26 protein-coding genes and 1 tRNA gene are annotated in these 21,818 nt (G+C 70.9%); 17 read left to right on the top strand and 10 right to left on the bottom strand.

Going from position 1 to position 21,818, the window contains the following annotated elements:
• Positions 1–69: 69 nt before the first annotated feature.
• From OOK41_RS10925 to OOK41_RS10915, 3 genes are all read left to right on the top strand, one after another.
• On the top strand, positions 70–516 hold the full coding sequence (locus OOK41_RS10925; RefSeq protein WP_266264351.1) for a DUF6204 family protein: 447 nt from the start codon (positions 70–72) through the stop codon (positions 514–516).
• 462 nt (positions 517–978) lie between these two features.
• Entirely contained in the window at positions 979–1,542 is a 564-nt protein-coding gene (locus tag OOK41_RS10920; protein WP_266264349.1) for a DinB family protein, read from the top strand.
• Between the two features lie 816 nt (positions 1,543–2,358).
• Positions 2,359–2,946: an HD domain-containing protein gene (locus tag OOK41_RS10915; protein ID WP_266264347.1), complete on the top strand. Its 588-nt coding sequence runs from the start codon at positions 2,359–2,361 to the stop codon at positions 2,944–2,946.
• Here the strand turns inward: OOK41_RS10915 and OOK41_RS10910 are convergent.
• Together OOK41_RS10910 and OOK41_RS10905 are read right to left on the bottom strand one after the other, a co-directional pair.
• Positions 2,913–3,383, bottom strand: a complete 471-nt coding sequence (locus OOK41_RS10910; protein WP_266264345.1) for an NUDIX domain-containing protein — start codon at positions 3,381–3,383, stop codon at positions 2,913–2,915. The two genes, OOK41_RS10915 and OOK41_RS10910, sit on opposite strands and share 34 nt — an antisense overlap.
• Before the next feature lie 4 nt (positions 3,384–3,387).
• A complete protein-coding gene (locus OOK41_RS10905) occupies positions 3,388–4,146 on the bottom strand; it encodes an XRE family transcriptional regulator (RefSeq protein ID WP_266264343.1) in 759 nt (252 codons plus the stop codon).
• Between the two features lie 179 nt (positions 4,147–4,325).
• Between OOK41_RS10905 and OOK41_RS10900 the strand changes: the two genes are divergently transcribed.
• The 13 genes from OOK41_RS10900 to OOK41_RS10840 all read left to right on the top strand — a co-directional run bounded on the left by OOK41_RS10900 (position 4,326) and on the right by OOK41_RS10840 (position 12,569).
• Positions 4,326–4,646, top strand: coding sequence for a hypothetical protein (locus OOK41_RS10900; RefSeq protein WP_067305563.1), 321 nt, complete (start codon positions 4,326–4,328; stop codon positions 4,644–4,646).
• A 236-nt stretch (positions 4,647–4,882) separates the two neighbouring features.
• Positions 4,883–5,812 carry a hypothetical protein gene (locus OOK41_RS10895; protein ID WP_266264337.1) on the top strand — a complete coding sequence of 310 codons (930 nt, stop codon included), beginning with the start codon at positions 4,883–4,885 and terminating at the stop codon, positions 5,810–5,812.
• 90 nt (positions 5,813–5,902) lie between these two features.
• Complete coding sequence (locus OOK41_RS10890) at positions 5,903–6,769, top strand: FtsK/SpoIIIE domain-containing protein (RefSeq protein WP_266264336.1); 867 nt, start codon at positions 5,903–5,905, stop codon at positions 6,767–6,769.
• Positions 6,766–6,975 carry a hypothetical protein gene (locus OOK41_RS10885; protein WP_266264334.1) on the top strand — a complete coding sequence of 70 codons (210 nt, stop codon included), beginning with the start codon at positions 6,766–6,768 and terminating at the stop codon, positions 6,973–6,975. The genes OOK41_RS10890 and OOK41_RS10885 overlap by 4 nt, the downstream gene beginning before the upstream one ends.
• Positions 6,976–7,061: 86 nt before the next feature.
• Positions 7,062–7,502: a hypothetical protein gene (locus OOK41_RS10880; protein WP_266264332.1), complete on the top strand. Its 441-nt coding sequence runs from the start codon at positions 7,062–7,064 to the stop codon at positions 7,500–7,502.
• On the top strand, positions 7,499–7,798 hold the full coding sequence (locus tag OOK41_RS10875; RefSeq protein WP_266264331.1) for a hypothetical protein: 300 nt from the start codon (positions 7,499–7,501) through the stop codon (positions 7,796–7,798). Before OOK41_RS10880 ends, OOK41_RS10875 begins: the two co-directional genes overlap by 4 nt.
• On the top strand, positions 7,795–8,142 hold the full coding sequence (locus OOK41_RS10870) for an RRQRL motif-containing zinc-binding protein (protein ID WP_266264330.1): 348 nt from the start codon (positions 7,795–7,797) through the stop codon (positions 8,140–8,142). The genes OOK41_RS10875 and OOK41_RS10870 overlap by 4 nt, the downstream gene beginning before the upstream one ends.
• Complete coding sequence (locus OOK41_RS10865; protein ID WP_266264328.1) at positions 8,139–8,288, top strand: hypothetical protein; 150 nt, start codon at positions 8,139–8,141, stop codon at positions 8,286–8,288. Before OOK41_RS10870 ends, OOK41_RS10865 begins: the two co-directional genes overlap by 4 nt.
• Positions 8,285–9,040, top strand: coding sequence for a hypothetical protein (locus tag OOK41_RS10860; RefSeq protein ID WP_266264326.1), 756 nt, complete (start codon positions 8,285–8,287; stop codon positions 9,038–9,040). The genes OOK41_RS10865 and OOK41_RS10860 overlap by 4 nt, the downstream gene beginning before the upstream one ends.
• Positions 9,037–9,306 (top strand): hypothetical protein, encoded by a 270-nt coding sequence (locus tag OOK41_RS10855; RefSeq protein WP_266264324.1) that lies wholly within the window; start codon positions 9,037–9,039, stop codon positions 9,304–9,306. The genes OOK41_RS10860 and OOK41_RS10855 overlap by 4 nt, the downstream gene beginning before the upstream one ends.
• Positions 9,306–11,099, top strand: a complete 1,794-nt coding sequence (locus OOK41_RS10850; protein WP_266264322.1) for a replication initiator — start codon at positions 9,306–9,308, stop codon at positions 11,097–11,099. The genes OOK41_RS10855 and OOK41_RS10850 overlap by 1 nt, the downstream gene beginning before the upstream one ends.
• Before the next feature lie 31 nt (positions 11,100–11,130).
• Positions 11,131–11,328 carry an excisionase family DNA-binding protein gene (locus OOK41_RS10845; protein ID WP_266264320.1) on the top strand — a complete coding sequence of 66 codons (198 nt, stop codon included), beginning with the start codon at positions 11,131–11,133 and terminating at the stop codon, positions 11,326–11,328.
• Positions 11,328–12,569, top strand: a complete 1,242-nt coding sequence (locus OOK41_RS10840; protein WP_266264318.1) for a site-specific integrase — start codon at positions 11,328–11,330, stop codon at positions 12,567–12,569. Before OOK41_RS10845 ends, OOK41_RS10840 begins: the two co-directional genes overlap by 1 nt.
• A 77-nt stretch (positions 12,570–12,646) precedes the next feature.
• On the opposite strand, the gene OOK41_RS10835 is transcribed toward OOK41_RS10840, so the two are convergent.
• From OOK41_RS10835 to OOK41_RS10805, 7 genes are all read right to left on the bottom strand, one after another.
• Positions 12,647–12,718: transfer RNA gene (locus OOK41_RS10835), tRNA-Val, on the bottom strand.
• A gap of 80 nt (positions 12,719–12,798) precedes the next feature.
• Complete coding sequence (locus OOK41_RS10830) at positions 12,799–13,266, bottom strand: peroxiredoxin (protein ID WP_266264316.1); 468 nt, start codon at positions 13,264–13,266, stop codon at positions 12,799–12,801.
• 120 nt (positions 13,267–13,386) lie between these two features.
• Positions 13,387–13,824 carry a DUF3052 domain-containing protein gene (locus tag OOK41_RS10825; protein WP_117673355.1) on the bottom strand — a complete coding sequence of 146 codons (438 nt, stop codon included), beginning with the start codon at positions 13,822–13,824 and terminating at the stop codon, positions 13,387–13,389.
• Between the two features lie 112 nt (positions 13,825–13,936).
• The gene (locus OOK41_RS10820) at positions 13,937–16,585 is read right to left on the bottom strand and encodes a thiamine pyrophosphate-dependent enzyme (RefSeq protein ID WP_266264313.1); all 2,649 of its coding nucleotides are present in this window, start codon (positions 16,583–16,585) and stop codon (positions 13,937–13,939) included.
• Positions 16,586–16,636: 51 nt separating this feature from the next.
• A complete protein-coding gene (locus OOK41_RS10815) occupies positions 16,637–17,119 on the bottom strand; it encodes a MarR family winged helix-turn-helix transcriptional regulator (protein ID WP_117673359.1) in 483 nt (160 codons plus the stop codon).
• A 146-nt stretch (positions 17,120–17,265) separates the two neighbouring features.
• Positions 17,266–17,670, bottom strand: coding sequence for a secondary thiamine-phosphate synthase enzyme YjbQ (locus tag OOK41_RS10810; RefSeq protein ID WP_207892954.1), 405 nt, complete (start codon positions 17,668–17,670; stop codon positions 17,266–17,268).
• Between the two features lie 55 nt (positions 17,671–17,725).
• Positions 17,726–18,115: a hypothetical protein gene (locus OOK41_RS10805; protein WP_266264310.1), complete on the bottom strand. Its 390-nt coding sequence runs from the start codon at positions 18,113–18,115 to the stop codon at positions 17,726–17,728.
• A 266-nt stretch (positions 18,116–18,381) separates the two neighbouring features.
• Here OOK41_RS10805 and aceE point away from each other — a divergent pair, with 266 nt between their 5' ends.
• Entirely contained in the window at positions 18,382–21,120 is a 2,739-nt protein-coding gene (gene aceE, locus OOK41_RS10800) for a pyruvate dehydrogenase (acetyl-transferring), homodimeric type (protein ID WP_117673363.1), read from the top strand.
• A gap of 139 nt (positions 21,121–21,259) precedes the next feature.
• Here the strand turns inward: aceE and OOK41_RS10795 are convergent, their stop codons facing one another.
• Positions 21,260–21,706 carry an SRPBCC domain-containing protein gene (locus OOK41_RS10795; protein ID WP_117673365.1) on the bottom strand — a complete coding sequence of 149 codons (447 nt, stop codon included), beginning with the start codon at positions 21,704–21,706 and terminating at the stop codon, positions 21,260–21,262.
• Positions 21,707–21,818: the final 112 nt, after the last annotated feature.

The raw sequence follows: 21,818 nt of genomic DNA, 5'->3' as shown, positions 1-21,818 counted from the left end.
GACGCGGGACGATGGCCGGGTGAAGCGGCGGCCGGAACCGGACGAGGCACGGGTCCTGCGGGTGCGCCGATGACGTTGGCCGGTGGTCTGTCGGCGGCGATCCGCCTGCCGTTTCTTCCTGCCGCACCAGCCCCGCCGTCCGACGGGTGTCGCAGCGCCCAGCCGAATCCGGAGGTCCCCGCAATGACCAGTAAGGCCTATCAGGTCATCGTGCGCGGCAGGTTCGCGCCGCTCGACGACGAGCAGCGGGCCGCGCTGCTCGCCCGGGCCGACGAACACGACGTGTTCGCGGCCAGGTTCACCGAGGAGGGCACCGTGACCTACGAACGGTCCCTGCTCACGTTCACCTTTCGCTGCGTCGTCCCGGCCACGGCGGAGGACAGGGAGGACGTCGTGATCGGCAGGGCGGAAAGGCTCGCCGCAGCCGCCGTCCGGGGGCTCGGCGCCGACCACCGCGACCTCAGTTCGGTGTCGACCGATCTCGACAGCATCAAGGTCCGACAGCGGGGGCGCTGACGCTGACGAACTGAGACGACAGCGGGCCGCCGGTCGTCCGGCGGCCCGTTCACATGCTGGTCGGAGTGTGGGCGCGGCAGGTTTCGAACCTGCGACCCCTCGCTTGTAAGTTCTGGGCGCTCCGTCCGGGCACGTCCGCGCACGGCTCTGACGTCGGGCGCTGATCCGCAGCCCTCCGCACCCGGCTCTCCGTATCTGGCCCTGTTGCTGTCACCGTTGCTGTCGACAGCAACAGGGCCACCGACATCCCGGGACGGACTGTCAGCTTGGGAATCGTGTTGATCTACACGCTGGGTGACCACGAACGCCTCGGTCCGCACGGGGGTGCACACGCGGCGGCAGACCGCGCCTCCGTTGACCCATCTTGCCCCGTGCATCGGGCACGGACCGGGCACGCGGCAGACAATGGCCCGGCGTCCGCGAGGGTCTTAGCCAGGTCTCCGTTGTATGTAGTGTGCGGAAATGACAAGAAGCGAGCAGCTCGCGGAACAGTTGGACTGGTACTGGCGCAAGAACCTGCGGCCACGGCTGGAGGGTCTTACCGACGAGGAGTACTTCTGGGAGCCGGTGCGTGGCTGCTGGAGCATCCGCCCACGTGGCACGTCGGCCGCACCAGTGTCGGAAGGTTCGGGGGAATGGACGATGGACTACGTGTTCCCTGGCCCGGAGCCGGCGCCAGTGACCACGATTGCCTGGCGGCTGGCGCACATCATCGTCTCGTGCCTGGGCTATCGGGTCGGATGGTACTTCGGCGGCCAGGACGTCGACTCCGAGACATTCGCCTACGCGGGGACCGCTGACGAGGCGCTGAAACAGCTCGATGAGATGTATGGGAAATGGAACGCGGGGGTCCGCGACCTCTCGGACGCTGACCTGGAGAATCCGCCCACGGTGGGTCCCGAGCGGTTTCCCATGGAGAACAGAATCCTGCACGTCAACAGGGAGCTGATCCATCACGGTGCCGAGATTTCCCTGCTGCGAGACCTCTACCGCTGGCAGGACGGAGCCGTACCGCGCCGAACATGACTTCCCCGGTAACCGGCGATCGAGCTTCGGAAACCTACGTGGCCTCCGTGACGCTTCGTGGCTACGAGCTTCAGTGAAGCTGCGCTGTCGAGCAACCCGATCCCGTCGCTGCCTCCGGCTGAATCACGCACGCGAGGGTGCGGCCGGCCCGGCCGATGCCGGCGGGAGGTCGCCAGCAGGCCGAGGCCGAGCCGGCCCGGCCCCGCACGTCAAGCGGGCCTTGACGCACGGTCGGACGCTGCCGGAACAGACGGAGCCGGCTCTCGTGTCACGGACCGCGCCCTCGACGGACACCGCCACAGTGGCGCAGTTGACCCAACCTCGCCCGGCACGGACCCGGCTCGCGGGGTCGGAGTTGGCTACCAGCGGGCACCCCTCCCCCTCCCAGGTGAGCAGTTGATCTGACCTGAGTGGCTGCGGAGCCGGCTCCTGGACGACCGGCACGCCTCGCGCGGGCACCGCCCCCATGCTTGGGGCTTGCCGCGCGGACCCGGCACGCGCTCTCCTGCGCCGCGCTGCTCGGGCGCGGCGGGGCCGGCTGCCGGCGGCGAACCTCCACCACACGCTGGACTACCCGTCTGCGGCGGCCCCGGGCTTCCCGCTTCCCGCGCCAGCCGCCGGGCGTGTTGCGTGGCCGGCGTGGAGCGACAGCGGAGCGTCGGACGCGCGCCCAGGCGGCGGCGCGTGCGGCCCGTCTCGGGCCGCCTTGAAGACGTACAGAAACTTTGAACCACATCGCCGGCAGCCGGCCGCCCCGGCCGTCGGTGACTGGACACGGGATGGTGCGGGGACCGGGTCGCTCCGTACCCTGGCGGGATGGCCGACCTCGTCGATACCGCTCGGGAAGTTGCGCGACATCTGTTGGAGACACCGTTGCCTCGTCGATGGAGTCACGTCCAGGCGGTCGCCGCCAAGGCGGACCGGATCAGCACGGCTGTTCCGGCGGAGGATCGTGCGGTGCTCGTAGCGTCGGCGTGGCTGCATGACGTGGGCTACAGCCCCGATCTGGTCGACACCGGCTTTCACTCCCTCGACGGCGGCCGCTGGTTGCGCCGTGAGCGGTTTAACGAGCGCATTGCCGCCCTGGTGGCTCATCACTCCTGCGCATGGCTGGAAGCGGAGGAGCGTGGGCTCGGTGAGGTCCTGGCCGCCGAGTTCCCTCGGGAGGAAACCGCAGTGACCGACGGGCTCTGCTTCTCGGACATGACGACCGGGCCGGACGGCCAGGATTTCGAGGTGTTGGAGCGGCTGGCGGAGATCCGGTCGCGGTACGGGCCGGAACACCTGGTGACCCGGTTCATCGGTCGGGCGGAACCGGAGATGGTTGCCGCTGTGCGGCGGACACAGGAGCGGCTCGCCGGCGGTGTTCGTCAGCCGATGTGGGGCTCGGGGCGTTCCTCGTAGCCGTGGGTGATGCGGAGCAGGGTCGACGGGTGAATGTCGAGCGCGGCAAGCCCGTCGCGGGCAACCCATCGGACTTCGTGTGACTCGTCGCTCGGGGTCGGGGTGCCGCTGACCGGTACGGCGCGGAAGCAGAGCGAGAACTGTTGCCGTACCTCGCCGTCCGAGTACTCAATGACGTGACCGGGGTCGGAGTAGACGCCGACCATCCCGACCACCTCGACACTGATGCCGGTCTCCTCGCGGGTCTCCCGGACTGCCGTCTCAGCGACCGCTTCGCCGATCTCCTGGCCACCACCGGGCAGGGACCACAGGCCGTTATCGGTGCGCCGGATGAGCAGCACCCGGGCCTGCTCGTCCCGGACGAAGACGGAGACGGCGACGACGATGCTGTTGGCCTTCGGCGCGTTCGGGTCGTGGTAGTGCTCGGTTCTCGCCATGTCTCTAGGCTGCCACCTCGTCGCCGGGTCGGGGCTTCGAGGCCAACAAGACTCGATCGAGGCTGTCGGAGTAGGTGCGGAACAGGTCGCCGCCGTTGAGCTTGCGTAGGTGCATGACGGGCGCGTGTGGTGCCGGAAAACCGAGGACGTGCATGTTGACCAACATCTCGTCATCGAAGCGGTAGATCGAGTTGTAGAGAGTCGTGTCGTGGTAGAGCACGTTGACCTTTGGCGCATCGTCAAGCCGCTTGTAGTACCCCTGAACCTGGCGGATCTTCGCGGCCATCACGCCGGGCGCACCCTCCTCGACGCTCCTTCGCTCGATCGCTGCACTGGTCGGATCACCCAGCAGGATGTTCACCGTTACACCGTCAAGGCCCTTTTGACGCAGGACGTCGACAAGCATCGGGTCCTGCTCCACGAGGAATAGGCCGGCGTAGGCCAGTACGTCGATGCGCTGCTCGGCTCGTTCGATCAGTCGACGCCACAGGTCGTTCGGTACCGAGGATCGCCGGGAGTAGAGCTGGACCATTTCGCTCTGCCCGATCTTCGATGCCCGTTCCGGGGTCACCGCTTGCGGCCAGAGATATGGGACGTCTTCGCGCACCATCGCTGCGATGGCGTGCCGATGACGCGGGTACGGCGTCCGATTCTGGGTGATCCACCGTTCCACGGTCTTCGCGTCGACCCCGATCCTCTCTGCTACGGCGACAGGGGTCAGGCCGTTGCGCAGGATGGCATCGCGTAGCCGGTCGTTCGGCATCGGACACTCCTCAAGGGACGACTTTGGGACGACTAAAAGATAGCTGAGACGTCCCCTACTCGTCCAGCCCATCGGATGGGTTGTCCCCCGCTTTCCGGGAGTCTTTACCGCAGAGGCCAAGAGCAAGAAGTCCACCGGGGACAAGCTCACTACCTGGCCCGAGACACAGGAGGTTTGTTGTGAAGCTGTACGTGGACACCCAGAGCAAGCAGGTTCAGGTGACGAAGGACCCGGAGCCGAAGAACGACCAGAACGGCAACCAGCGGTCGGAGAAGAACACCGGCCGGCTCATGTGGTCCACCCAGGTCTTCGTGCTCGACGAGACCGGTGGCGAGATCATCACCATCACCACGGCGGGAGAGAAGCCGGGCGTGACGGTGGGGCAGCTCGTCGCTGTCGAGCAGTTGGAGGCTATTCCGTGGGCGACCAACGGGCGTAACGGCGTCGCGTTCCGTGCGATCTCGCTGAAGCCGAAGGCTGGTGCATCGGCGGCCAAGTGAGGTTCTTCGCTCACCGTGCTGTGTGAGCCTCTGGTGTCTTCGCACGAAGCGGCCTGACGGTCCGCTGATCTGAGATCCAAGGTCCGGGAGTGGTTCCGACTCCTACATTCCCGGCCCGTCATCACCTGTGGTGGTGGCATCCCGCATGAGTGGCGCGGGGTCGGTCCGACTCCTACATCTGCCGACCCCGTGCCCTCCAACTCATCCGACCCAACTCGTACTTGGGAGGACGTGTCATGTCCAAGTCTAGCCCTCGCCGCTCGTTCGGGCGGAAGTCAACCGGAACCGTGACGGTCATCGAGGCCAAGGTTCACCGGTCGTCGGCCCGGAACGCTCGCATGGCGTTCATCCTCACTGCGGTCATCATCGGCGTACTTGCTGCCGTGGTGGCCGCTGCCTACGTACACCCGATCATCGCGCTGTTCATCGGCGCGGCCATCAGCGTCCCGTGTGGCGCGCTGGCCTGGCTCCTGGTCCGCATCTGGCCGGTACTGCGGCTGCTGTGGTGGTGGACCCCGGAAATCGTCCTGGCCGTGCTGCTGCTCACCGGCTGGGTGCAGCTCGCTACCCACACTCCGACCCTGATCACCCTGGCCGTCGTCGCCGTCGTCCTCGGCGTTCCGGCCGCTGTTCCTGCCCTCCGCCGCCAGGTCGTCGCCTGGGTGTGGTGCCTGATCGTGCGCCACCGGCTGCGGGTGTGCTTCGCGCAGTTCATCATCGCCAACCAGTCGGGCTCCCTCCCGCTGATCCTGTGGGCCGCACCGACCCCGGTCGGCGAACGGGTCTGGGTCTACCTGCGCCCCGGCCTGTCCCTGGCGGACCTGGAAGGCCGCCTCGACAAGATCGCCGTGACCTGCCACGCCTCATCTGTCCTGGTCGAACGGGCCTCGGACGGCAACGCCGCGTACCTGCGGTTCGACATCAAGCGCCGCGAGGTGCTTACCGCCACCGTCACGTCTCCCCTGGCCGACGTCATCGACCCCGACGCCCCGGCCACCGACCGGCCGACGCCGGTCATCCCCACCGCCCTGGACCTGCCCGACGTCCAGGCGTCGCCCATCACCCTGCCCGTCCAGCCCAAGAAGCAGGCCGCCACGTCGGTCAACGGCAGCAAGCCGGCCCCCGCGCCGTCGTCGGACGCCGACGACATCTCCGACTGGCTCTGATCCCGCACCCCACCCCAACCCGGACGCGGGGAGCCCTACGGGCTCCTTCGTGTGGCTTCCCGCGCCCACCAACGCCCAAGGAGGGCACTCATGACCACGGCATCCGCCCCGACCGCCGGCATTCCGGTGGGGCCTGGCCTGTCGATGTTCGACCCGATCTTCATCGGCATCGACGAGTTCGGCCAGCACGTCCACATCACCCTGGCCTACCGCAACCTCCTCGCCGGAGGCGAACCCGGCGGAGGCAAATCCGGCCTCCTCAACACCATCGCCGCTCACGCCGCGCTCTCCGTCGACTCCCGCCTTGTGCTGCTGGACGGCAAGCTCGTCGAGCTGGGCCAGTGGGAGGACTGCGCCGATGCCTTCATCGGCCCCGACATCACCGCCGCCCTCGACGTCCTGCGACGCCTGCAAACGGTGATGAACAACCGGTACGCCTGGCTACGCGCCCACGGACGTCGCAAGGTCACCGCCCTCGACGGACTCTCCGTCATCACGGTCCTCGTCGACGAGATCGCCTTCTACTCCGCCACCATCGGCAGCAAGCAGGAACAGGAAGAGTTCGTCGCCCTGCTCCGCGACCTGGTCGCCCGGGGCCGGGCCGCCGGCATCCCCGTCATCGCCGCGACTCAGCGGCCGTCCTTCGACATCATCCCCACCAGCCTGCGGGACCTGTTCGGCTACCGCGCCGCGTTCCGCTGCACCACCCCCAACAGCTCGAACATCGTCCTCGGTCACGGCTGGGCCGAGCAGGGCTACACCGCCACCGACATCGCCCCCACCAACCAAGGCGCGGCCTACCTCATCGCCGAAGGCGGCACCCCTCGCCGGATCAAGGTGGCCTACCTCGATGACGCCCAGATCGCCGGCATCGCCGACTACGCCGCCTGGACCCGTCGCCCCACCCGCTTATCCGCACCCACCGGAACCCGACTCGACTGGGAGACCGCCGCATGAGCCTTCTACAGCGCATCCACGCACGTCGCGCCCCGCGACCGACCACCCGCTACGTCAACCGCTTCGTCGTCGGCACGCCTGCCGAACTCGCCACGCTCCTGAAGCTGGCCGCCGATCACGGGATTCTCGTCTTCGCCTCCGCGCCCGTACCGCTGCCCGAAGACCCCACCCGATTCCGCCGCCACCTGCGGCTACGCACCAACTGAACGGCCGACGGAACCGGCTCAAGCCCTGGAAAGCAGACCGGTTCCGCCGACCTCCCACCAAGCCCTTCTGAAAGGACGTGGCTGCCGTGAAGGCTACCCAAAACCCACCCACCACCGGAATGGTCACCCCTGCCGACCTGCTCCGGATGGCTGCCCTCTACCTGCGCCGGCACGGCTGGCACCAGGGCACCTACTACGCCCCCACCACTGACATCCTTACCCCGCCGGCCTGCGCCGTCGGGGCCATCGGCATGGCCTGCGCCGGCCACCGGGTCGAGCACTTCTACGGCCTCGACCCCGCCACCCAGGTCACCTTCCGCCAGATCGTCGGAATCCTGACCGTCTACCTCGACGCCACCGCGCCCGTGTTCTTCATCGACGAGGACGGCTACCTCCTCGACGAACACACCTCCCCCTACTCGTGGAACGACGACCCGACCCGCACCGCCGAGCAGGTCATCACCGCCCTTGAGGCCGCCGCCGACGAGTGGGACCGCCTCCACACGGCCGGGGGTGAGAACCGATGAGCACCGTCAAGGCGTCCTTGACGCCATCGGTCCCGGCCCAGAAGCGCCGGGAGGTCGTCGAGAACGACCAGTTTGCCGCCTTCACCCGGCGCATCATCCGCGCCCACGGCCGCCGCGTCGCCACCGGCGACGTCGAAGCACTCCGCGACCTCGTCGCCCTCTCCGCCGACCTCGACCGGGCCATCGGTGACGCCGTCATCGGCCTGCGGGCCTTCGGCTACTCCTGGGCGGAGATCGGCTCCCGCTTCGGCATCTCCCGCCAGGCCGCCCAACAGCGCTGGGCAGACCGCTCATGACCGTCTACTACGACCCGACCGGCAGCCGCTACGGCATGCCCACCTACCCCTACCGAATGGCCCCCGACGGCCTAGCTACCCGGCGGCAACTGCGCGCCGCCGGCCTCCGGCCCGCCGGACAGGAACCCGTCTGCCAGATCCTCTGGCGTCGCGGTAAGCGCGTCGCCTACCTCTACCGCCTCGACCTCGCCAAGCCGAAGCGGACCGCTACCCCCGCCCAGCGGGAGGCCATCGCCAAAGCGCTCCGCGCCCGCCGCACCTGCGCCGTCTGCGGCCTGGTGCAGCCCTACTACATCCCCCGCCGCTACGGCTGCTGCCTCGACTGCCACGGAGGCCCCCGATGACCCCACCTCTGCCCTGCCCCTGCGGGGACTCCTACTGCGCCGACAACATCCCGCTGACCATCATCGACCGCAGCGATTGCTGCCAGTACTGCGGCTGGACCGACTGCGACGTCTGCGGCTGGACCGCCGGAGGTGACCAGCAGTGAAGCCCACCACCGGCCCCCGCATCGAGGGCATCGTCCTGGTCCTCATCCTCATCGCCGTCGCCGGCTTCGCCGGGGCCGCCTCGTTCACCCACGTCAAGGACTGGACCCTCGCCAACTCCCCCACCGGCACCGGGCAATGGTTCGGCTGGGCCAACGCCGTCATCTCCGAACTCGTTCCCATCGCCTGCCTCCTCACCATCCGCCGACGCCGCCGGCTCGGCGCTTCCATCGGCTACCCGCTGTTCTTGCTCATCGCCGCTGCCGGCCTCTCCCTCGCCGCGCAGTTGGCCGTAGCCAAGCCCGGCTTCTCCGGCTGGCTCCTGTCCGCCGTACCCGCCCTGGCGTTCATGGCCCTGGTCAAACTCGTCCTCGCCCCCGCCAAGGGCGACAACCCCACCTCGACGGCCGCCAAGCCTGCCGAACCCATCCACGTCCAGGTGACCGAGCAGGTCACCACCGAGCTGGCACCGCCGGCCGCCATCACCACCGACCCGGAACCCATTCCGGCCACCCGGTCCACCGAGCCGGAACCCGTCGTCGCTGCGCCTGTCGCGCAGCAACCCGCCACCATGCCGGCACCGGAGCCGGTCGACGTCCCTACCCACCTGCTGCCCATGGCCCGCTTCGCCGCCGTCCAGCACGAGCAGAACACCGGGTCACCGATCACCCCGGTCGAGCTGGCCGACCGGCTCGACATCACCACGGCCGCCGCCGGGCAGCTCCTCACCGCCCTGACCGGTGGTGCCCGATGACCATCGTCATCGTTGACATCGAACACGTCACTCACACCTGCCCCGTCTACCCCGACGGGCACCCCTACGACATCCGGCGCACCGTCGTCGACGTCATCCCCGGCGGTCCCTGCCGGGCACCGGTCACCGTCCGCTGCGGCGACCAGACCGTCCAGATCCCCTGCCACCGGCACGAGCCGGCCAAACGCCAGTGCGGCGCCTGCCGGATCATCGTCACCGAACGCACCATCACCACCCGCACCCCCAACAACCGGATTGCGGCTTGATGGCCTCGACGCTGGAACTCACCCCCCGGACCACCACGGCCCGGGGGGTGGGCTCGAACGCCGACACCATCCCGCCCATCTACGGCTACACCGCCGCCGGAGCCGCCTTCGAACGTGCCACCCGCCCCGACTACTTCGGCTGGATCGAACACGTCCGCGCCGCCGCCGGCTGCACCCGCCCCATCCGCCTCGCCGGCCAACTCCTCACCCTCGACCCCGTCACCGGCCGGGTCGTCGACCAGCGGCACACCGACGGCATGCCCGACGCGGTCATCTACACCCCCTGCGGCAACCGCCGGGCCACCGTCTGCCCCTCCTGCGCCCACACTTACCAACGCGACGCCTATCAAGTCCTGCGCGCCGGCCTCGTCGGCGGCAAAGGCGTACCCGACACCGTCACCCAACACCCCGCCGTGTTCCCCACCTTCACGGCCCCGTCGTTCGGAGCCGTCCACGTCCGGGCGGTCCGCAAACACACCTGCGCCGACCGGAAGCGCTGCGACTGCCGCCCCGACCCCTGCCACGCCCGACGCGCCACCGACCCGGCCGCCGGCCGCTGCCCCCACGGCCGCCCCGCCGCCTGCTGGGCCAGACACGAACCCGGTGACACCGCGCTCGGCCAGCCGCTCTGCCTCGACTGCTACGACCACGACCACCAGGTCGTCTGGAACCTCTACTCCGGCGAGCTGTGGCACCGCACCAAGCAAGCCGCGGAACGGCACCTCGCCAAGCTCGCCCGCCGCCGCGGCATCCCCCGCGTCCAGATCGTCACCGCCTCCGGCAACACCCGCACCGTCCCACCGGTACGGCTGTCCCACGGCAAAGCCGCCGAGTTCCAGGCACGCGGGGCGGTCCACTTCCACGCCCTCGTACGCCTCGACGGCGTCGACCCCGACAACCCGGCCGCCGTCGTCCCACCACCGGCCGCGTTCACCGTCACCGACCTCGTCGACGCCCTCCGCCACGCCGCCACACAGGTCGCGTTCACCACCCCCGCCCACCCCGACCGGCCCGACGGCTGGCCGATCACCTGGGGCGAACAGCTCGACATCCGCCCCATCAGCCTCACCGGCCACGGTGAGGTCACCGACAGCATGGTCGCCGGCTACCTTGCCAAGTACGCCACCAAGAGCACCGAGGTAACCGGGCACCGATCCACCCGCCTCACCGCCGACACCATCGGCGAACACGCCGACCCCGACGGCGACCACACCGCCCGCCTCATCGACGCCTGCTGGCGCATCGGCCGCCCGACCGGCACCACGGTCCCCCTGTCCCAACGGCCCCGCGACCCCCGACCTCGGCCCGGCTTCGTCGACCGCTGGGAGTGCCCCGACTGCGGCACCCACACCCGATACCAGGCTTGCCCTGTCTGCGTCGCCCAGCGTCAAGCCGCCCTTGACACCGAACCGACGAAACCGGCCAACGCCAACCCGTACGCCCGACTGCGCCGCTGGGCGCACATGCTCGGCTTCGGCGGCCACTTCCTCACCAAAGCCCGCCGGTACTCCGTCACCTTCCAACTCCTGCGCGACACCCGCCGCCACCACCGCCAACGCGAAGACCAGGACCACGCGCACCCGGCCGCCGGCAGCCAGCTCGTCGACGAGCACGACGACACCACGCTGATCGTCGGCAGCCTCAGCTTCGCCGGGGTCGGCTGGCACACCACCGGAGACGCCCTCCTCGCCAACTCCGCCGCCGCCATGGCCCGGGAACGACAGGCCGCCGGCCGCGAGGAACTCGCCCATGAGCTTGGTACCCCGGCCGGCACGGCACCTGCCGCCGCATGAGCCCCTCTCAGACGCACGAGAAAGGCAGACGTTGGACACCCCCACCCCGATCACTCCCCGCGTGCTGCGCGTCGACGAAGCAGCTCGGGCGCTCGGCATCGGGCGCTCGCTGGTCTACGAACTGATCCGCTCCGGCCGGCTCCGCTCGTTCAAGGTCGGAAGCCGCCGGCTCATCCCCGCCTCGGCGATCGACGAGGCGATCACGACTCTCCTGGAGGAAGCAGCCTGATGACCCGGCAACCAAAGAAGCGCCAAGCCGCCAGCGGTCGCAACCCGAACGGCGAGGGTTCGATCTACCAGCGATCCAGTGACGGTCGCTGGGTCGGACAGGCCTACGTCCTCACCACCGAGGGCACCCGGAAACGCAAGTTCGTCTACGGGGCCACCTGGGAGGAGGCACACGCCAAGCTCGTCGAGCTGAAATCGCGCTCCCAGCGGGGCATTCCCACCCCCGACCGGGCCTGGAAGATCGCCGACTATCTGCCGTACTGGCTGTCCGCGTACGTGACGGACCTCAAGCCCACCACGGCCCGTGGGTACGAGAGCGCTGTCCGGCTGCACCTGGTCCCCGCCCTCGGAACCAAGCGGCTTGACACCTTGCAGGTTCAGCACGTGAAGACGTTCATGAACGACTTCCGCGTCAAGTGCCTCTGCTGCACAGCCGGACTCGACAAGGCCCGTCGTCCGGACCGGCAGTGCTGCTCGGCCGGCCGTTGCTGCAAGCGCTACCCGAGTTCCCGACAGATCCAGTTCGTTCACGCGGTGCTGCGCAACGCGCTGCAACACGCCATGCGGGAAGAGCTGGTCGCACGCAACGTCGCCAAACTGGTCCGTATCCCCGCACCGCGTTACCGGGTCGGCAAGGGCCTGACCGTCGACCAGGTCCGCAAGCTGCTCGCCGCGACCGAGGGCCACCGGTTGCACCCGCTCTACGTCGTGGCGGCCACACTCGGACTTCGGCGCGGAGAACTGCTCGGGCTGCGCTGGTCGGACCTGGACCTGGACGCCGGCACCGCCGCGATCGGCCAGACCGTCCAGCGAACTGCCGCCGGGCTGCACCTGCAAAACACCAAAACCGAGGAGTCGGAGAGCATCCTTCCCCTGCCCGACTGGACGTGGCTGGTGCTGCTCGACCACCAGGAGCGCCAGCGCCGGGAACGCGCCCGGCTGGCCGAGGTGTGGCAGGAACACGGCCTGGTCTTCCCCTCCGAGGTGGGCACCCCGATGGAGCCCCGCAACCTGAACCGCCACTTCGCGGCGCTGCGAGAGAGAGCCGGTTGTCCGGACGTCCGGCTACACGACCTGCGGCACACCGTCGTGTCCCTCCTGATGGAGCTGGGCGTCCCGCCGCATGTCGTCCAGGCCGTCGCCCGACACGCCGATGTGAAGCTGACCCTCAAGGTGTACTCACACGCCAACCTCGACGCCATGCGCCAGGCGCTCGGCAAGCTCGACGGGCGGCTGTCGTGACCGCCGTTGCTGTCACCGTTGCTGTCAGCGGCCGAATTATCGATCTTCGGAAGCGCCCCCGCGCTGGTGGTGTTGGGTGGGCGCGGCAGGTTTCGAACCTGCGACCCCTCGCTTGTAAGGCGAGTGCTCTCCCACTGAGCTACGCGCCCCGAACGCCCGTGCGGCGGGCCGGAGTCCGGCAAGCTTACCCTGCCGGCACCGGCCCGCCGCGACGGTGCCTGGGGTGGGATCAGGCGGCGACGGCCTCGGCGAGGGCCTTGCGCCAGCCCTGCTGGTCGCGCGCCTCGCCCGGCATGTTCATCTCGGCGAACCGGACGACGCCGGCCTTGTCGATCACGAACGTGCCCCGGTTGGCGATCCCGGCGACGTCGTTGAAGACACCGTACGACTGGGCCACCGCGCCGTGCGGCCAGAAGTCGGCCAGCAGCGGGAACTGGTAACCCTCCTTCTCGGCCCAGATCTTGTGGCTGTAGACCGAGTCCACGCTGATGGTGAGCACCTGCACGTCGTCGTTGACGTACTCGTTGAGGTTGTCCCGCACCTCGCAGAGCTCGCCCTGGCAGATGCCGGTGAAGGCGAGCGGGTAGAAGACCAGCAGCACGGTGCGCTTGCCACGGAAGTCCGACAGCCGGACCTCCTGGTTGTTCTGGTCCTTGAGCACGAAGTCCGGCGCCTCGGCGCCAACCTCGATCGGCATGCAAGCTCCTCAGGTCGAGTCAGGGTGGCACCAGCCTGCCACCACACCCGGACGCCGGGGCGTCCGGGTGTGGTGGGCGAGGGCTGGTGCCATGTCTTGCCCCGGGCGGGGCCGCTGCTGCTACTTCTTGGCCTTCGCACCCCGGCGCAGCACCAGGCGGGCGCCGCTCCAGTCCCGGCCGGCGTTGACCGTGGACGTCTGCTGAAGGCCGGCGGTGGGCGCGGACTCCGCTACCTCACTCGGCTCGACGTGGCCCTCCCGCCCGGCCTTGGGCGTCAGCAGCCACACGACGCCGTTGTCGGCCAGCGGCCCGAGGGCGTCGACGAGCAGCTCGAAGAGATCACCGTCGCCGTCGCGGTACCACACCAGGACCGCGTCGACCACCTCGTCGGTGTCCTCGTCGACCAGATCTCCACAGCGGTCGGTCAGGGCGTCCCGGAGATCCTGGTCGACGTCCTCGTCGTACCCCATCTCCATGACGACCATCCCCGGCTCGATCCCGAACCGGTCCGCCAGGCTGCGTACCCCGTCGGCGGCCTGACCAGCGGTCGCGCTCACTGTCGCGTGCCTCCTCATCTCGTCCCTGCCCGCGGCATCGCTGCGACGCCGTCAGGCAAAGTCCACACACTCCTGGCTCCCCGCGCAAGTGGCGCACCGGGTGGAACGGAATTTACCGTGCCAGCAGCGTACGGGCACCCAGGGTAATGGCCTCCTCGGAGACCAGCACCTGGAGTGCCGCTGGCCCCAATGGTACAAACGAGTCAATTGCCGCCACCCGCAACGCCGCTCCGACGTACCCGCCGTCGACCAGCGCCGCGAGCACCCCCTCGCCGACCCCGCCGGACCGGCGCGTCTCGTCCACGACCAGCACCCGGCCGGTCGCGGCGGCCTCCCGGACGATGTCCGCGACCGGCAGCGGCGCGATCCAGCGCAGGTCCACGACGCGGGTGCCGACCCCCTCGTCGGCGAGGGCGGCGGCGGCCCGCAGCGACATCCGCACGCCGTTACCGAAGGTGATGATGGTGATGTCCTCGGCCGAGCCCACGCCGTACACCCGGGCCCTACCGACCGGGGCGTGCCCGGCCGCCCACGCCTGCGGCCCCGGATAGTCGGCCAGCCACTCGCCGTCGCCCTCGGCGTACAGGTCGCGGGTGTGGTAGAGCGCGATCGGCTCGACGAAGACACAGACCCCACCGTCCACCGCCGCGCTCGCCAGGCAGGCGCGCAGCATCGGCCCGGCGTCGTCCGGGCGGGCCGGCACGGCGATCACCAGGCCCGGCACGTCGCGCAGCACGGCGAGGGAGTTGTCGTTGTGGAAGTGCCCGCCGAAGTCCTCCTGGTACGCCAGTCCGGCCACCCGGACCACCATCGGGTTGCGGAACGCGCCCGAGGAGAAGAACCGCATGGTGGCCGCCTCGCCGCGGAGTTGGTCCTCGGCGTTGTGCAGGTACGCCAGGTACTGGATCTCCGGCACCGGCAGCAGCCCGGCCAACCCGGCACCCAGCCCGAGCCCGAGGATCGAGGTCTCGTCCAGCAGGGTGTCGAAGACCCGGGCCGCGCCGAACCGGTCGCGCAGCCCCCTGGTCACCCCGTGCACCCCGCCCTTGGCGGCGACGTCCTCGCCGAACACGACCATTCCGGGGTGGTCGAGCATGCCGTCGGCGAGGGCGGCGTTGATGCTCTGGGCCAGGGTGAGCGGGCCGGCCAGCTCGGGCAGCCGGCCGTCGAACGCCACGGCCCGGGCCGCCGCGCCGGGCCCGGCGGCCCGGGTCGCCGCGTCGGCCACCGCGCGGGTCACCCGGGCCGGCCGCCGGGGCGCGATCCCGGCGACCACCTCGGCCGCGGAGGCGAGTTTCGGCTCGCCGAGCACCTCCTCGGCGATCCGGCGTACCCGCCAGCCGCGCTCGTCGTACCGGGTCAGCAGCTCCTCGTCGGTGGCCACGCCGGCATCGACCAGCAGCCGCGCGGTGGCCAGCAGCGGATCCCGCGCCAGGTCCGCGGCCAGCTCGCCGGGGCTGCGGTACGCGGCCTCCGTGTCGGCCCCGGCGTGTCCCATCAGCCGCACGGTGGACAGGTGCAGCACGGCCGGCCGCCGGTGCCGGCGCACCCAGCCGGCCGCCTCCACCGCAGCCTCGTACGCCTCGACCGGGTCGGTCCCGTCCGCGGCGAAGTAGCGGATGCCCGGCTTGGCCCGCAGCGTCGCCGCCACCCAGCCCTTCGGCGAGCGGACGCTGATGCCGAGGCCGTTGTCCTCGCAGACGAAGAGCACCGGGATCCGCAGTCCGGTGTGGTCGTACCAGCCCGCGGTGTTGAACGCGGCGGTGGCGCTGGCGTGGTTGACCGAGGCGTCGCCGAACGAGCAGACCACGATGGCGTCCGGCGGCCAGGGTGAACGGGCCGGTCGCCCGATGTCGCCGACCGGGGCCGGCCCGGCCGGCCGGCCGGCCGAATCGCGCCGGCGCAGCCGCTCCAGGGCCAGCCCCGTGCCGACCGCCCGGGGCAGGTGCGAGGCGATGGTGGAGGTGGTCGGGACCACGGCGAGGTCGGCCCGGCCGAAGACCTTGTGCCGGCCCCCGGCGATCGGCTCTCGGGCCGAGGCGACCATGCCGCGCAGCACGTCCCGGGCGGCACCGGCGTACGCGTCCTCGGCGTCGGCCCCCTCGACGGGGCCGCCGACCGTCCCGGGGTCGACCATCGGCGGAGGGTCGGCGGGCGCGCCGGTCGGGTGGGCCGGGCTGGTCGGCTGGGCGGCCGGCGCGCCGCCGTCCCCGGGGCCCGTCCCGTCGCCCGGGCCCGTCCCGTCGCCCGCCGGCCCGGCCGGGCTGTCGGGCGACGCGGCCGGGTCGCCGCCGCGGCCCGTAGCGTCGGGGCGAGGGCCGGGGACGGCGGCGGCGTCCGAGCGGACGGGTTCCGGACCGTCGTCCGCGTCGCCGCCGTCGGTGCTGCCGGCCGGGGCGGGGAAGGCGGTCTGGCCGGCGGCCAGGGCGGCCCGCAGACAGTAGAACGCGCCCGAGCGGTAGTGCAGCAGGGCGGGGTCGCCGGGACGCAGCGCGGCGGCGACCGCCGCGTTGCCCTCGTGGCCGGCCGACCCGATGGTGTGGAAACCCTCGCCGAAGCTGCTCAGCCACCGCCCGGCGAGGTCGAGTTGCCGGCTGGTGACCTGGGCGTCGAAGAGGTCCAGCAGTTGCGCCCCGGTCAGCGCCGCGCCGTCGCGGACGGGCTCGGCCGGGTCACGCCGCCGGGGCGCGGCGGCCAGCCCGGCGAGGGCCTCCCGGAACCGGTCGTCGAGATCTTGCGGGGTGGTCACGTCGGACAGCATTACCGACTCGACGCCGACTCGCCCACTCAGACACGATCCGCCCGGGGCGGCTCAGTCCTCCGCGCAGCGCTCCGGGCAGCCGCCGTCGGAGACCTTCCACACCAGCTCACGCAGGGTGGCCAGCTCGGCGTCGGTGAGCCCGGCGAGCAGTCGGGAGTCCGACATCACCCGGTGGACCCGGCCGCGCGTCCGCCGGCCGGCCCCGGTGACCACCAGCGTCTTCAGCCGGCGGTCCGTCGGGTCGGCCCGGCGCTCCACGAGCCCCGCCTGCTCCAACTTGTCGACCAGGGTGGTGACGTTCGACCGGTCGCAGCCGAGCCGCTCGGCCAGGTCGCGGGCCGGCAGCGGGCGGTCCGGGTCGAGCTGGTGCAGCGCCCGGGCGGCGGCCGGGGTGAGGCCCAGTTCGGCCACGGCGACGTCCTGGTGGTGCCGGATGGCCGACGCGACGTGCAGGAGCCGGCGCACGGTGTCCCCGGCGAGGCCGGAGCGGTCGCCCACGTCGGGCCCGCTGCCGGGAGGGACGGGCTGCGGCATGGGCGTCATCGTACGTCCCGACGCCCCCTTCGAGCGCCTCCGCCGACCCCCGGCCGGGGCGGGCCAGCGACCCGAAGCCGCACTACGCCGACCCGGCGTCCGGCACGGTCGGCAACGAGTTGGCCGGCTCCTTCGATCACCTCGGGTCAGCCCGGCAGGAACGAGAGGCGGACGCTGCGGGTGGGGTTGTCGCCGTTGGTGTCGACCAGGCAGATCGACTGCCAGGTGCCCAGCGCGAGCCGCCCGTCGACCACCGGCAGGGTCGCGTACGGCGGGACGAGGGCGGGCAGCACGTGGTCCCGCCCGTGCCCCCGCGAGCCGTGCCGGTGCCGCCAGCGGTCGTCGGTGGGCAGCAGGTCGTCCAGCGCCCCCAGCAGGTCGTCGTCGGAACCCGCACCGGTCTCGATCACCGCCAGGCCGGCGGTGGCGTGCGGCACGAAGACGTGCAGCAGGCCGTCGCCCTGGCCGGAGACGAACCGCTCCGCCTCGGCGGTGATGTCCCGGACGGTCGGCCGGGACCCGGTCTGGACGGTGATCACCTCGGTGCGCATACGGCGCATTCTGCCCCAGGCGCGGCGCGTCCGCCGGCAGCCACCGGGACCACGGTCACCAGCTTCCGCCGCCCCCGCTGTCGCCGCCGCCCGAGTAGCCGCCGGAGTCCCCGCCCGACCAGCCGCCGCCGGAGTCGCCGGGCCCCGAGTCGCCCGACCAGCCGCCGGCCGGGTGGTCGGCGCCGGCACCCGCGCCGTAGGTGCCGGAGCCGTACAGGCCGGAGCCGTACAGGCCGGCCGGGTCGCCCGTGGCGGGGTAGCGGTACCCGCCGCGCTGGCGGCCCGCCCGGTTGAGCAGCACCAGGCCCGCCGCCAGCAGGGCCAGGCCGAGCACCCCGGCCAGCGCCGCGTCGAGGTCGCCGCTGGCGAGCCCGATCAGCGCCAGCAGGAGGATGAGCCCGCCGACCAGTGCGAGTGCGCTCGCCATCGCCCGCAGCATCGTCATGCGCCCGAGGGTAGGGCGCGCGGGCAACCGGAGCGGCCACGGCACCGCAACACCCGGCCCGTGCCGGGGCCTCGGGCTGGTCGCCGGGCAAGCCCGTTCCTGCCGGCGGGCGGGGTGGCGGGGGCGGGCGGGCGGCCGGGCCAAATGTTACCGACGGGTACCTGTGTTCAGCGTCGCGTCTGGGGGAGGCAGACGTGACGACCGCCGCCGGGAGGAGGCAGGATGGCGTCTAGAGACCTATCCCACACACAACCGAGGGAACGCCTGTGGCCACGGAACGCAAGCGCCCGGTGATCACCGCCGGTCTGCCGAGCCAGCTTCCGGACATCGACCCCGAAGAGACCGGCGAATGGGTCGAGTCGCTCGACGGAGTGATCGACGAGCGCGGAACCAAGCGCGCTCGGTACGTCATGCTGCGTCTGCTGGAGCGTGCGCGCGAGCGCCAGGTCGGGGTGCCGTCGCTGACCACCACCGACTACATCAACACCATCCCGCCGGAGCGCGAACCGTGGTTCCCGGGTGACGAGCACATCGAGCGGCGGATCCGGGCCTACATCCGGTGGAACGCGGCGATGCTGGTGCACCGCGCGCAGCGCCCCGAGATCGGCGTCGGCGGGCACATCTCCACCTTCGCCAGCTCGGCGTCGCTCTACGAGGTGGGCTTCAACCACTTCTTCCGGGGCAAGGACCACCCGGGCGGCGGCGACCACATCTTCTACCAGGGCCACGCCTCGCCGGGCATGTACGCGCGGGCGTTCCTGGAGGGTCGGCTGAGCGAGGACCAGCTCGACGGGTTCCGCCAGGAGCTGTCCCACCCGGGCGGTGGGCTGCCGTCGTACCCGCACCCGCGGTTGATGCCGGACTTCTGGGAGTTCCCCACGGTCTCCATGGGGCTCGGCCCGCTGAACGCGATCTACCAGGCCCGGTTCAACCGGTACCTGCACCACCGGGGCATCAAGGACACCTCGCAGCAGCACGTCTGGGCGTTCCTCGGCGACGGCGAGATGGACGAGGTGGAGTCGCTCGGCGCGATCGGCGTGGCCGCCCGCGAGGAGCTGGACAACCTCACCTTCGTGATCAACTGCAACCTCCAGCGGCTCGACGGGCCGGTCCGGGGCAACGGCAAGATCATGCAGGAGCTGGAGGCGTTCTTCCGGGGCGCCGGCTGGAACGTCATCAAGGTGGTCTGGGGCCGCGAGTGGGACCCGCTGCTCGCCGCCGACACCGACGGCGCGCTGGTCAACCTGATGAACACCACGCCCGACGGCGACTACCAGACCTACAAGGCGGAGTCCGGGGCGTACGTGCGGGAGCACTTCTTCGGCCGCGACCAGCGGACCCGCAAGATGGTCGAGGGGTTCACCGACGACGAGATCTGGAACCTCAAGCGGGGCGGCCACGACTACCGCAAGCTCTACGCGGCCTACAAGGCGGCGACGGAGCACACCGGGCAGCCGACGGTGATCCTGGCCAAGACGATCAAGGGCTGGACGCTCGGCTCGCACTTCGAGGGCCGCAACGCCACCCACCAGATGAAGAAGCTGACGCTGGAGGACCTGAAGCTCTTCCGCGACCGGCTCTACCTGGACATCTCGGACAAGACGCTGGAGGAGAACCCCTACCTCCCGCCGTACTACCAGCCGGGCGAGTCCTCCGACGAGATCGCGTACCTGAAGGAACGGCGACAGCAGCTCGGCGGATACCTGCCGTCGCGGCGGACCGCCGGCAAGGCGCTGGCGATCCCGGGCAGCGAACGGTTCGCCGACGTCAAGCGGGGCTCCGGCAAGCAGAAGGTGGCCACCACGATGGCCTTCGTCCGCCTGCTCAAGGACGTGATGAAGGACAAGGAGTTCGGCAAGCGCTGGGTGCCGATCATCCCGGACGAGGCCCGTACCTTCGGCATGGACTCGCTGTTCCCCACGCAGAAGATCTACTCGCCGCACGGCCAGCGGTACACCTCGGTCGACCGGGAGCTGTTCCTGTCGTACAAGGAGTCGACGACCGGGCAGATCCTGCACGAGGGCATCAACGAGGCGGGCTCGGTGGCCTCGTTCACCGCCGCCGGCACCTCGTACGCCACCCACGGCGAGCCGATGATCCCGCTGTACATCTTCTACTCGATGTTCGGCTTCCAGCGCACCGGCGACGGCTTCTGGGCGGCGGCCGACCAGATGGCCCGGGGCTTCGTGCTCGGCGCGACCGCGGGGCGGACCACGCTCAACGGTGAGGGCCTCCAGCACGAGGACGGGCACTCGCTGCTGCTCGCCGCCACCAACCCGGCGGTGGTCGCCTACGACGCGGCGTTCGCGTTCGAGCTGGCGCACATCATGGAGAACGGCCTGCACCGGATGTACGGGGAGCAGCCGGAGAACATCTTCTACTACCTGACCATCTACAACGAGCCGATCCACCAGCCGGCGGAGCCGGCGGGCGTGGACGTGGAGGGCCTGCTCAAGGGCATCTACCGCTACTCGCCCGCCCCGCAGGTGGACGGCCCGAAGGCGAACATCCTGGCCTCCGGCACCGGCATGCAGTGGGCGCTCAAGGCCCAGCAGCTGCTCGCCCAGGACTGGGGGGTGGCCGCCGACGTCTGGTCGGTGACCTCCTGGACCGAGCTGCGCCGCGACGCGGTGCAGTGCGAGGAGCACAACCTGCTCAACCCGGGCGCGGAGCAGCGGGTGCCGTACATCCAGCAGAAGCTGGCCGACGCCGACGGGCCGAAGGTCGCGGTCAGCGACTGGATGCGCGCGGTACCGGACCTGATCGCCCGCTGGGTACCGGGCGACTACACCTCGCTGGGCACCGACGGGTTCGGCATGTCGGACACCCGGCACGCGCTGCGCCGGCACTTCCACGTCGACGCCGAGTCGGTGACGGTCGCGACGCTGCGGCAGCTCGCGCTGCGCGGCGTGGTGCCGGCCACCGTCCCGGCCGAGGCGGCCAAGAAGTACGCGATCGAGGACGTCAACGCGGCCCCGGTCGGCGAGACCGGCGGCGACAGCTAGGGCGGACGAGCACGGGGCCCGGCGCGGTGGTCACCGCGCCGGGCCTTCGTCTTCCCCACCCCGGGCAGGATGATGGTCCGGCATCCCTGGCGGGGACGCCGGACCATCTCCATCGCGGGTGACGCCGGGACGGGCCCGGTCAGCCGACGGCGGCCAGGTCGGTCAGCCGGGCCAGCGAGTCCTCCAGGTCGGCGCCGACCCGACGCAACCCGAGCCGGAGCAGGGCGGCCTTGACCGGGCCGGCCGGCCAGCGTACGACGATGAGCCGCACGACGGTCCCGCCCTCCTCCTCGTCTCCGGTGAGCTGGACGTAGATCTCGGTCCGGGCCTCGGCCCGGGCCCCGGCGCCCTTGGCGCGCTCCCGCCAGCCGATCAGGTTCGGCTCCTGGTAGGCGATCACCTCGGCCTCGTGCGCCGACCCGCGCCCGGCCTGGACCAGTTGCCGGCGACCGAAGCCCTCCCCCGAGAGCACCTCGGCCGCACGCACCCCCGCCAGCCAGGCCGGCAACTGCTCGGCCCGCTGCACGACTTCCCAGACCGCTTCCACCGGCGCCGCCACGTGCGCACTGCGTTCCACGAGGATCATTTCGTTCTTTCCCCCACTGAGGACATCCGCGATATTCCGCACTCTATGCATGAAAACGGACTTACCTGGACTTCTTCGGAAAAGACACGCCGAAAGGTCTTGCGCGCCGATC

Origin of the sequence: Micromonospora sp. NBC_01655, from assembly GCF_026339755.1 — a bacterium.
Classification (GTDB): Bacteria; Actinomycetota; Actinomycetes; order Mycobacteriales; family Micromonosporaceae; genus Micromonospora.
This window is presented reverse-complemented; position numbering and strand designations above follow the sequence as displayed.

What these genes read in the sequence shown, in the direction of transcription:
- OOK41_RS10925 (WP_266264351.1), top strand. Translation starts at nt 70, where the DNA reads ATGACGTTGGCCGGTGGTCTGTCGGCGGCGATCCGCCTGCCGTTTCTT.
- OOK41_RS10920 (WP_266264349.1), top strand. Translation starts at nt 979, where the DNA reads ATGACAAGAAGCGAGCAGCTCGCGGAACAGTTGGACTGGTACTGGCGC.
- OOK41_RS10915 (WP_266264347.1), top strand. Translation starts at nt 2,359, where the DNA reads ATGGCCGACCTCGTCGATACCGCTCGGGAAGTTGCGCGACATCTGTTG.
- OOK41_RS10910 (WP_266264345.1), bottom strand. Translation starts at nt 3,383, where the DNA reads ATGGCGAGAACCGAGCACTACCACGACCCGAACGCGCCGAAGGCCAAC.
- OOK41_RS10905 (WP_266264343.1), bottom strand. Translation starts at nt 4,146, where the DNA reads ATGCCGAACGACCGGCTACGCGATGCCATCCTGCGCAACGGCCTGACC.
- OOK41_RS10895 (WP_266264337.1), top strand. Translation starts at nt 4,883, where the DNA reads ATGTCCAAGTCTAGCCCTCGCCGCTCGTTCGGGCGGAAGTCAACCGGA.
- OOK41_RS10890 (WP_266264336.1), top strand. Translation starts at nt 5,903, where the DNA reads ATGACCACGGCATCCGCCCCGACCGCCGGCATTCCGGTGGGGCCTGGC.
- OOK41_RS10885 (WP_266264334.1), top strand. Translation starts at nt 6,766, where the DNA reads ATGAGCCTTCTACAGCGCATCCACGCACGTCGCGCCCCGCGACCGACC.
- OOK41_RS10875 (WP_266264331.1), top strand. Translation starts at nt 7,499, where the DNA reads ATGAGCACCGTCAAGGCGTCCTTGACGCCATCGGTCCCGGCCCAGAAG.
- OOK41_RS10870 (WP_266264330.1), top strand. Translation starts at nt 7,795, where the DNA reads ATGACCGTCTACTACGACCCGACCGGCAGCCGCTACGGCATGCCCACC.
- OOK41_RS10865 (WP_266264328.1), top strand. Translation starts at nt 8,139, where the DNA reads ATGACCCCACCTCTGCCCTGCCCCTGCGGGGACTCCTACTGCGCCGAC.
- OOK41_RS10855 (WP_266264324.1), top strand. Translation starts at nt 9,037, where the DNA reads ATGACCATCGTCATCGTTGACATCGAACACGTCACTCACACCTGCCCC.
- OOK41_RS10850 (WP_266264322.1), top strand. Translation starts at nt 9,306, where the DNA reads ATGGCCTCGACGCTGGAACTCACCCCCCGGACCACCACGGCCCGGGGG.
- OOK41_RS10840 (WP_266264318.1), top strand. Translation starts at nt 11,328, where the DNA reads ATGACCCGGCAACCAAAGAAGCGCCAAGCCGCCAGCGGTCGCAACCCG.
- OOK41_RS10830 (WP_266264316.1), bottom strand. Translation starts at nt 13,266, where the DNA reads ATGCCGATCGAGGTTGGCGCCGAGGCGCCGGACTTCGTGCTCAAGGAC.
- OOK41_RS10820 (WP_266264313.1), bottom strand. Translation starts at nt 16,585, where the DNA reads ATGCTGTCCGACGTGACCACCCCGCAAGATCTCGACGACCGGTTCCGG.
- OOK41_RS10815 (WP_117673359.1), bottom strand. Translation starts at nt 17,119, where the DNA reads ATGCCGCAGCCCGTCCCTCCCGGCAGCGGGCCCGACGTGGGCGACCGC.
- OOK41_RS10810 (WP_207892954.1), bottom strand. Translation starts at nt 17,670, where the DNA reads ATGCGCACCGAGGTGATCACCGTCCAGACCGGGTCCCGGCCGACCGTC.
- OOK41_RS10805 (WP_266264310.1), bottom strand. Translation starts at nt 18,115, where the DNA reads ATGACGATGCTGCGGGCGATGGCGAGCGCACTCGCACTGGTCGGCGGG.
- OOK41_RS10795 (WP_117673365.1), bottom strand. Translation starts at nt 21,706, where the DNA reads ATGATCCTCGTGGAACGCAGTGCGCACGTGGCGGCGCCGGTGGAAGCG.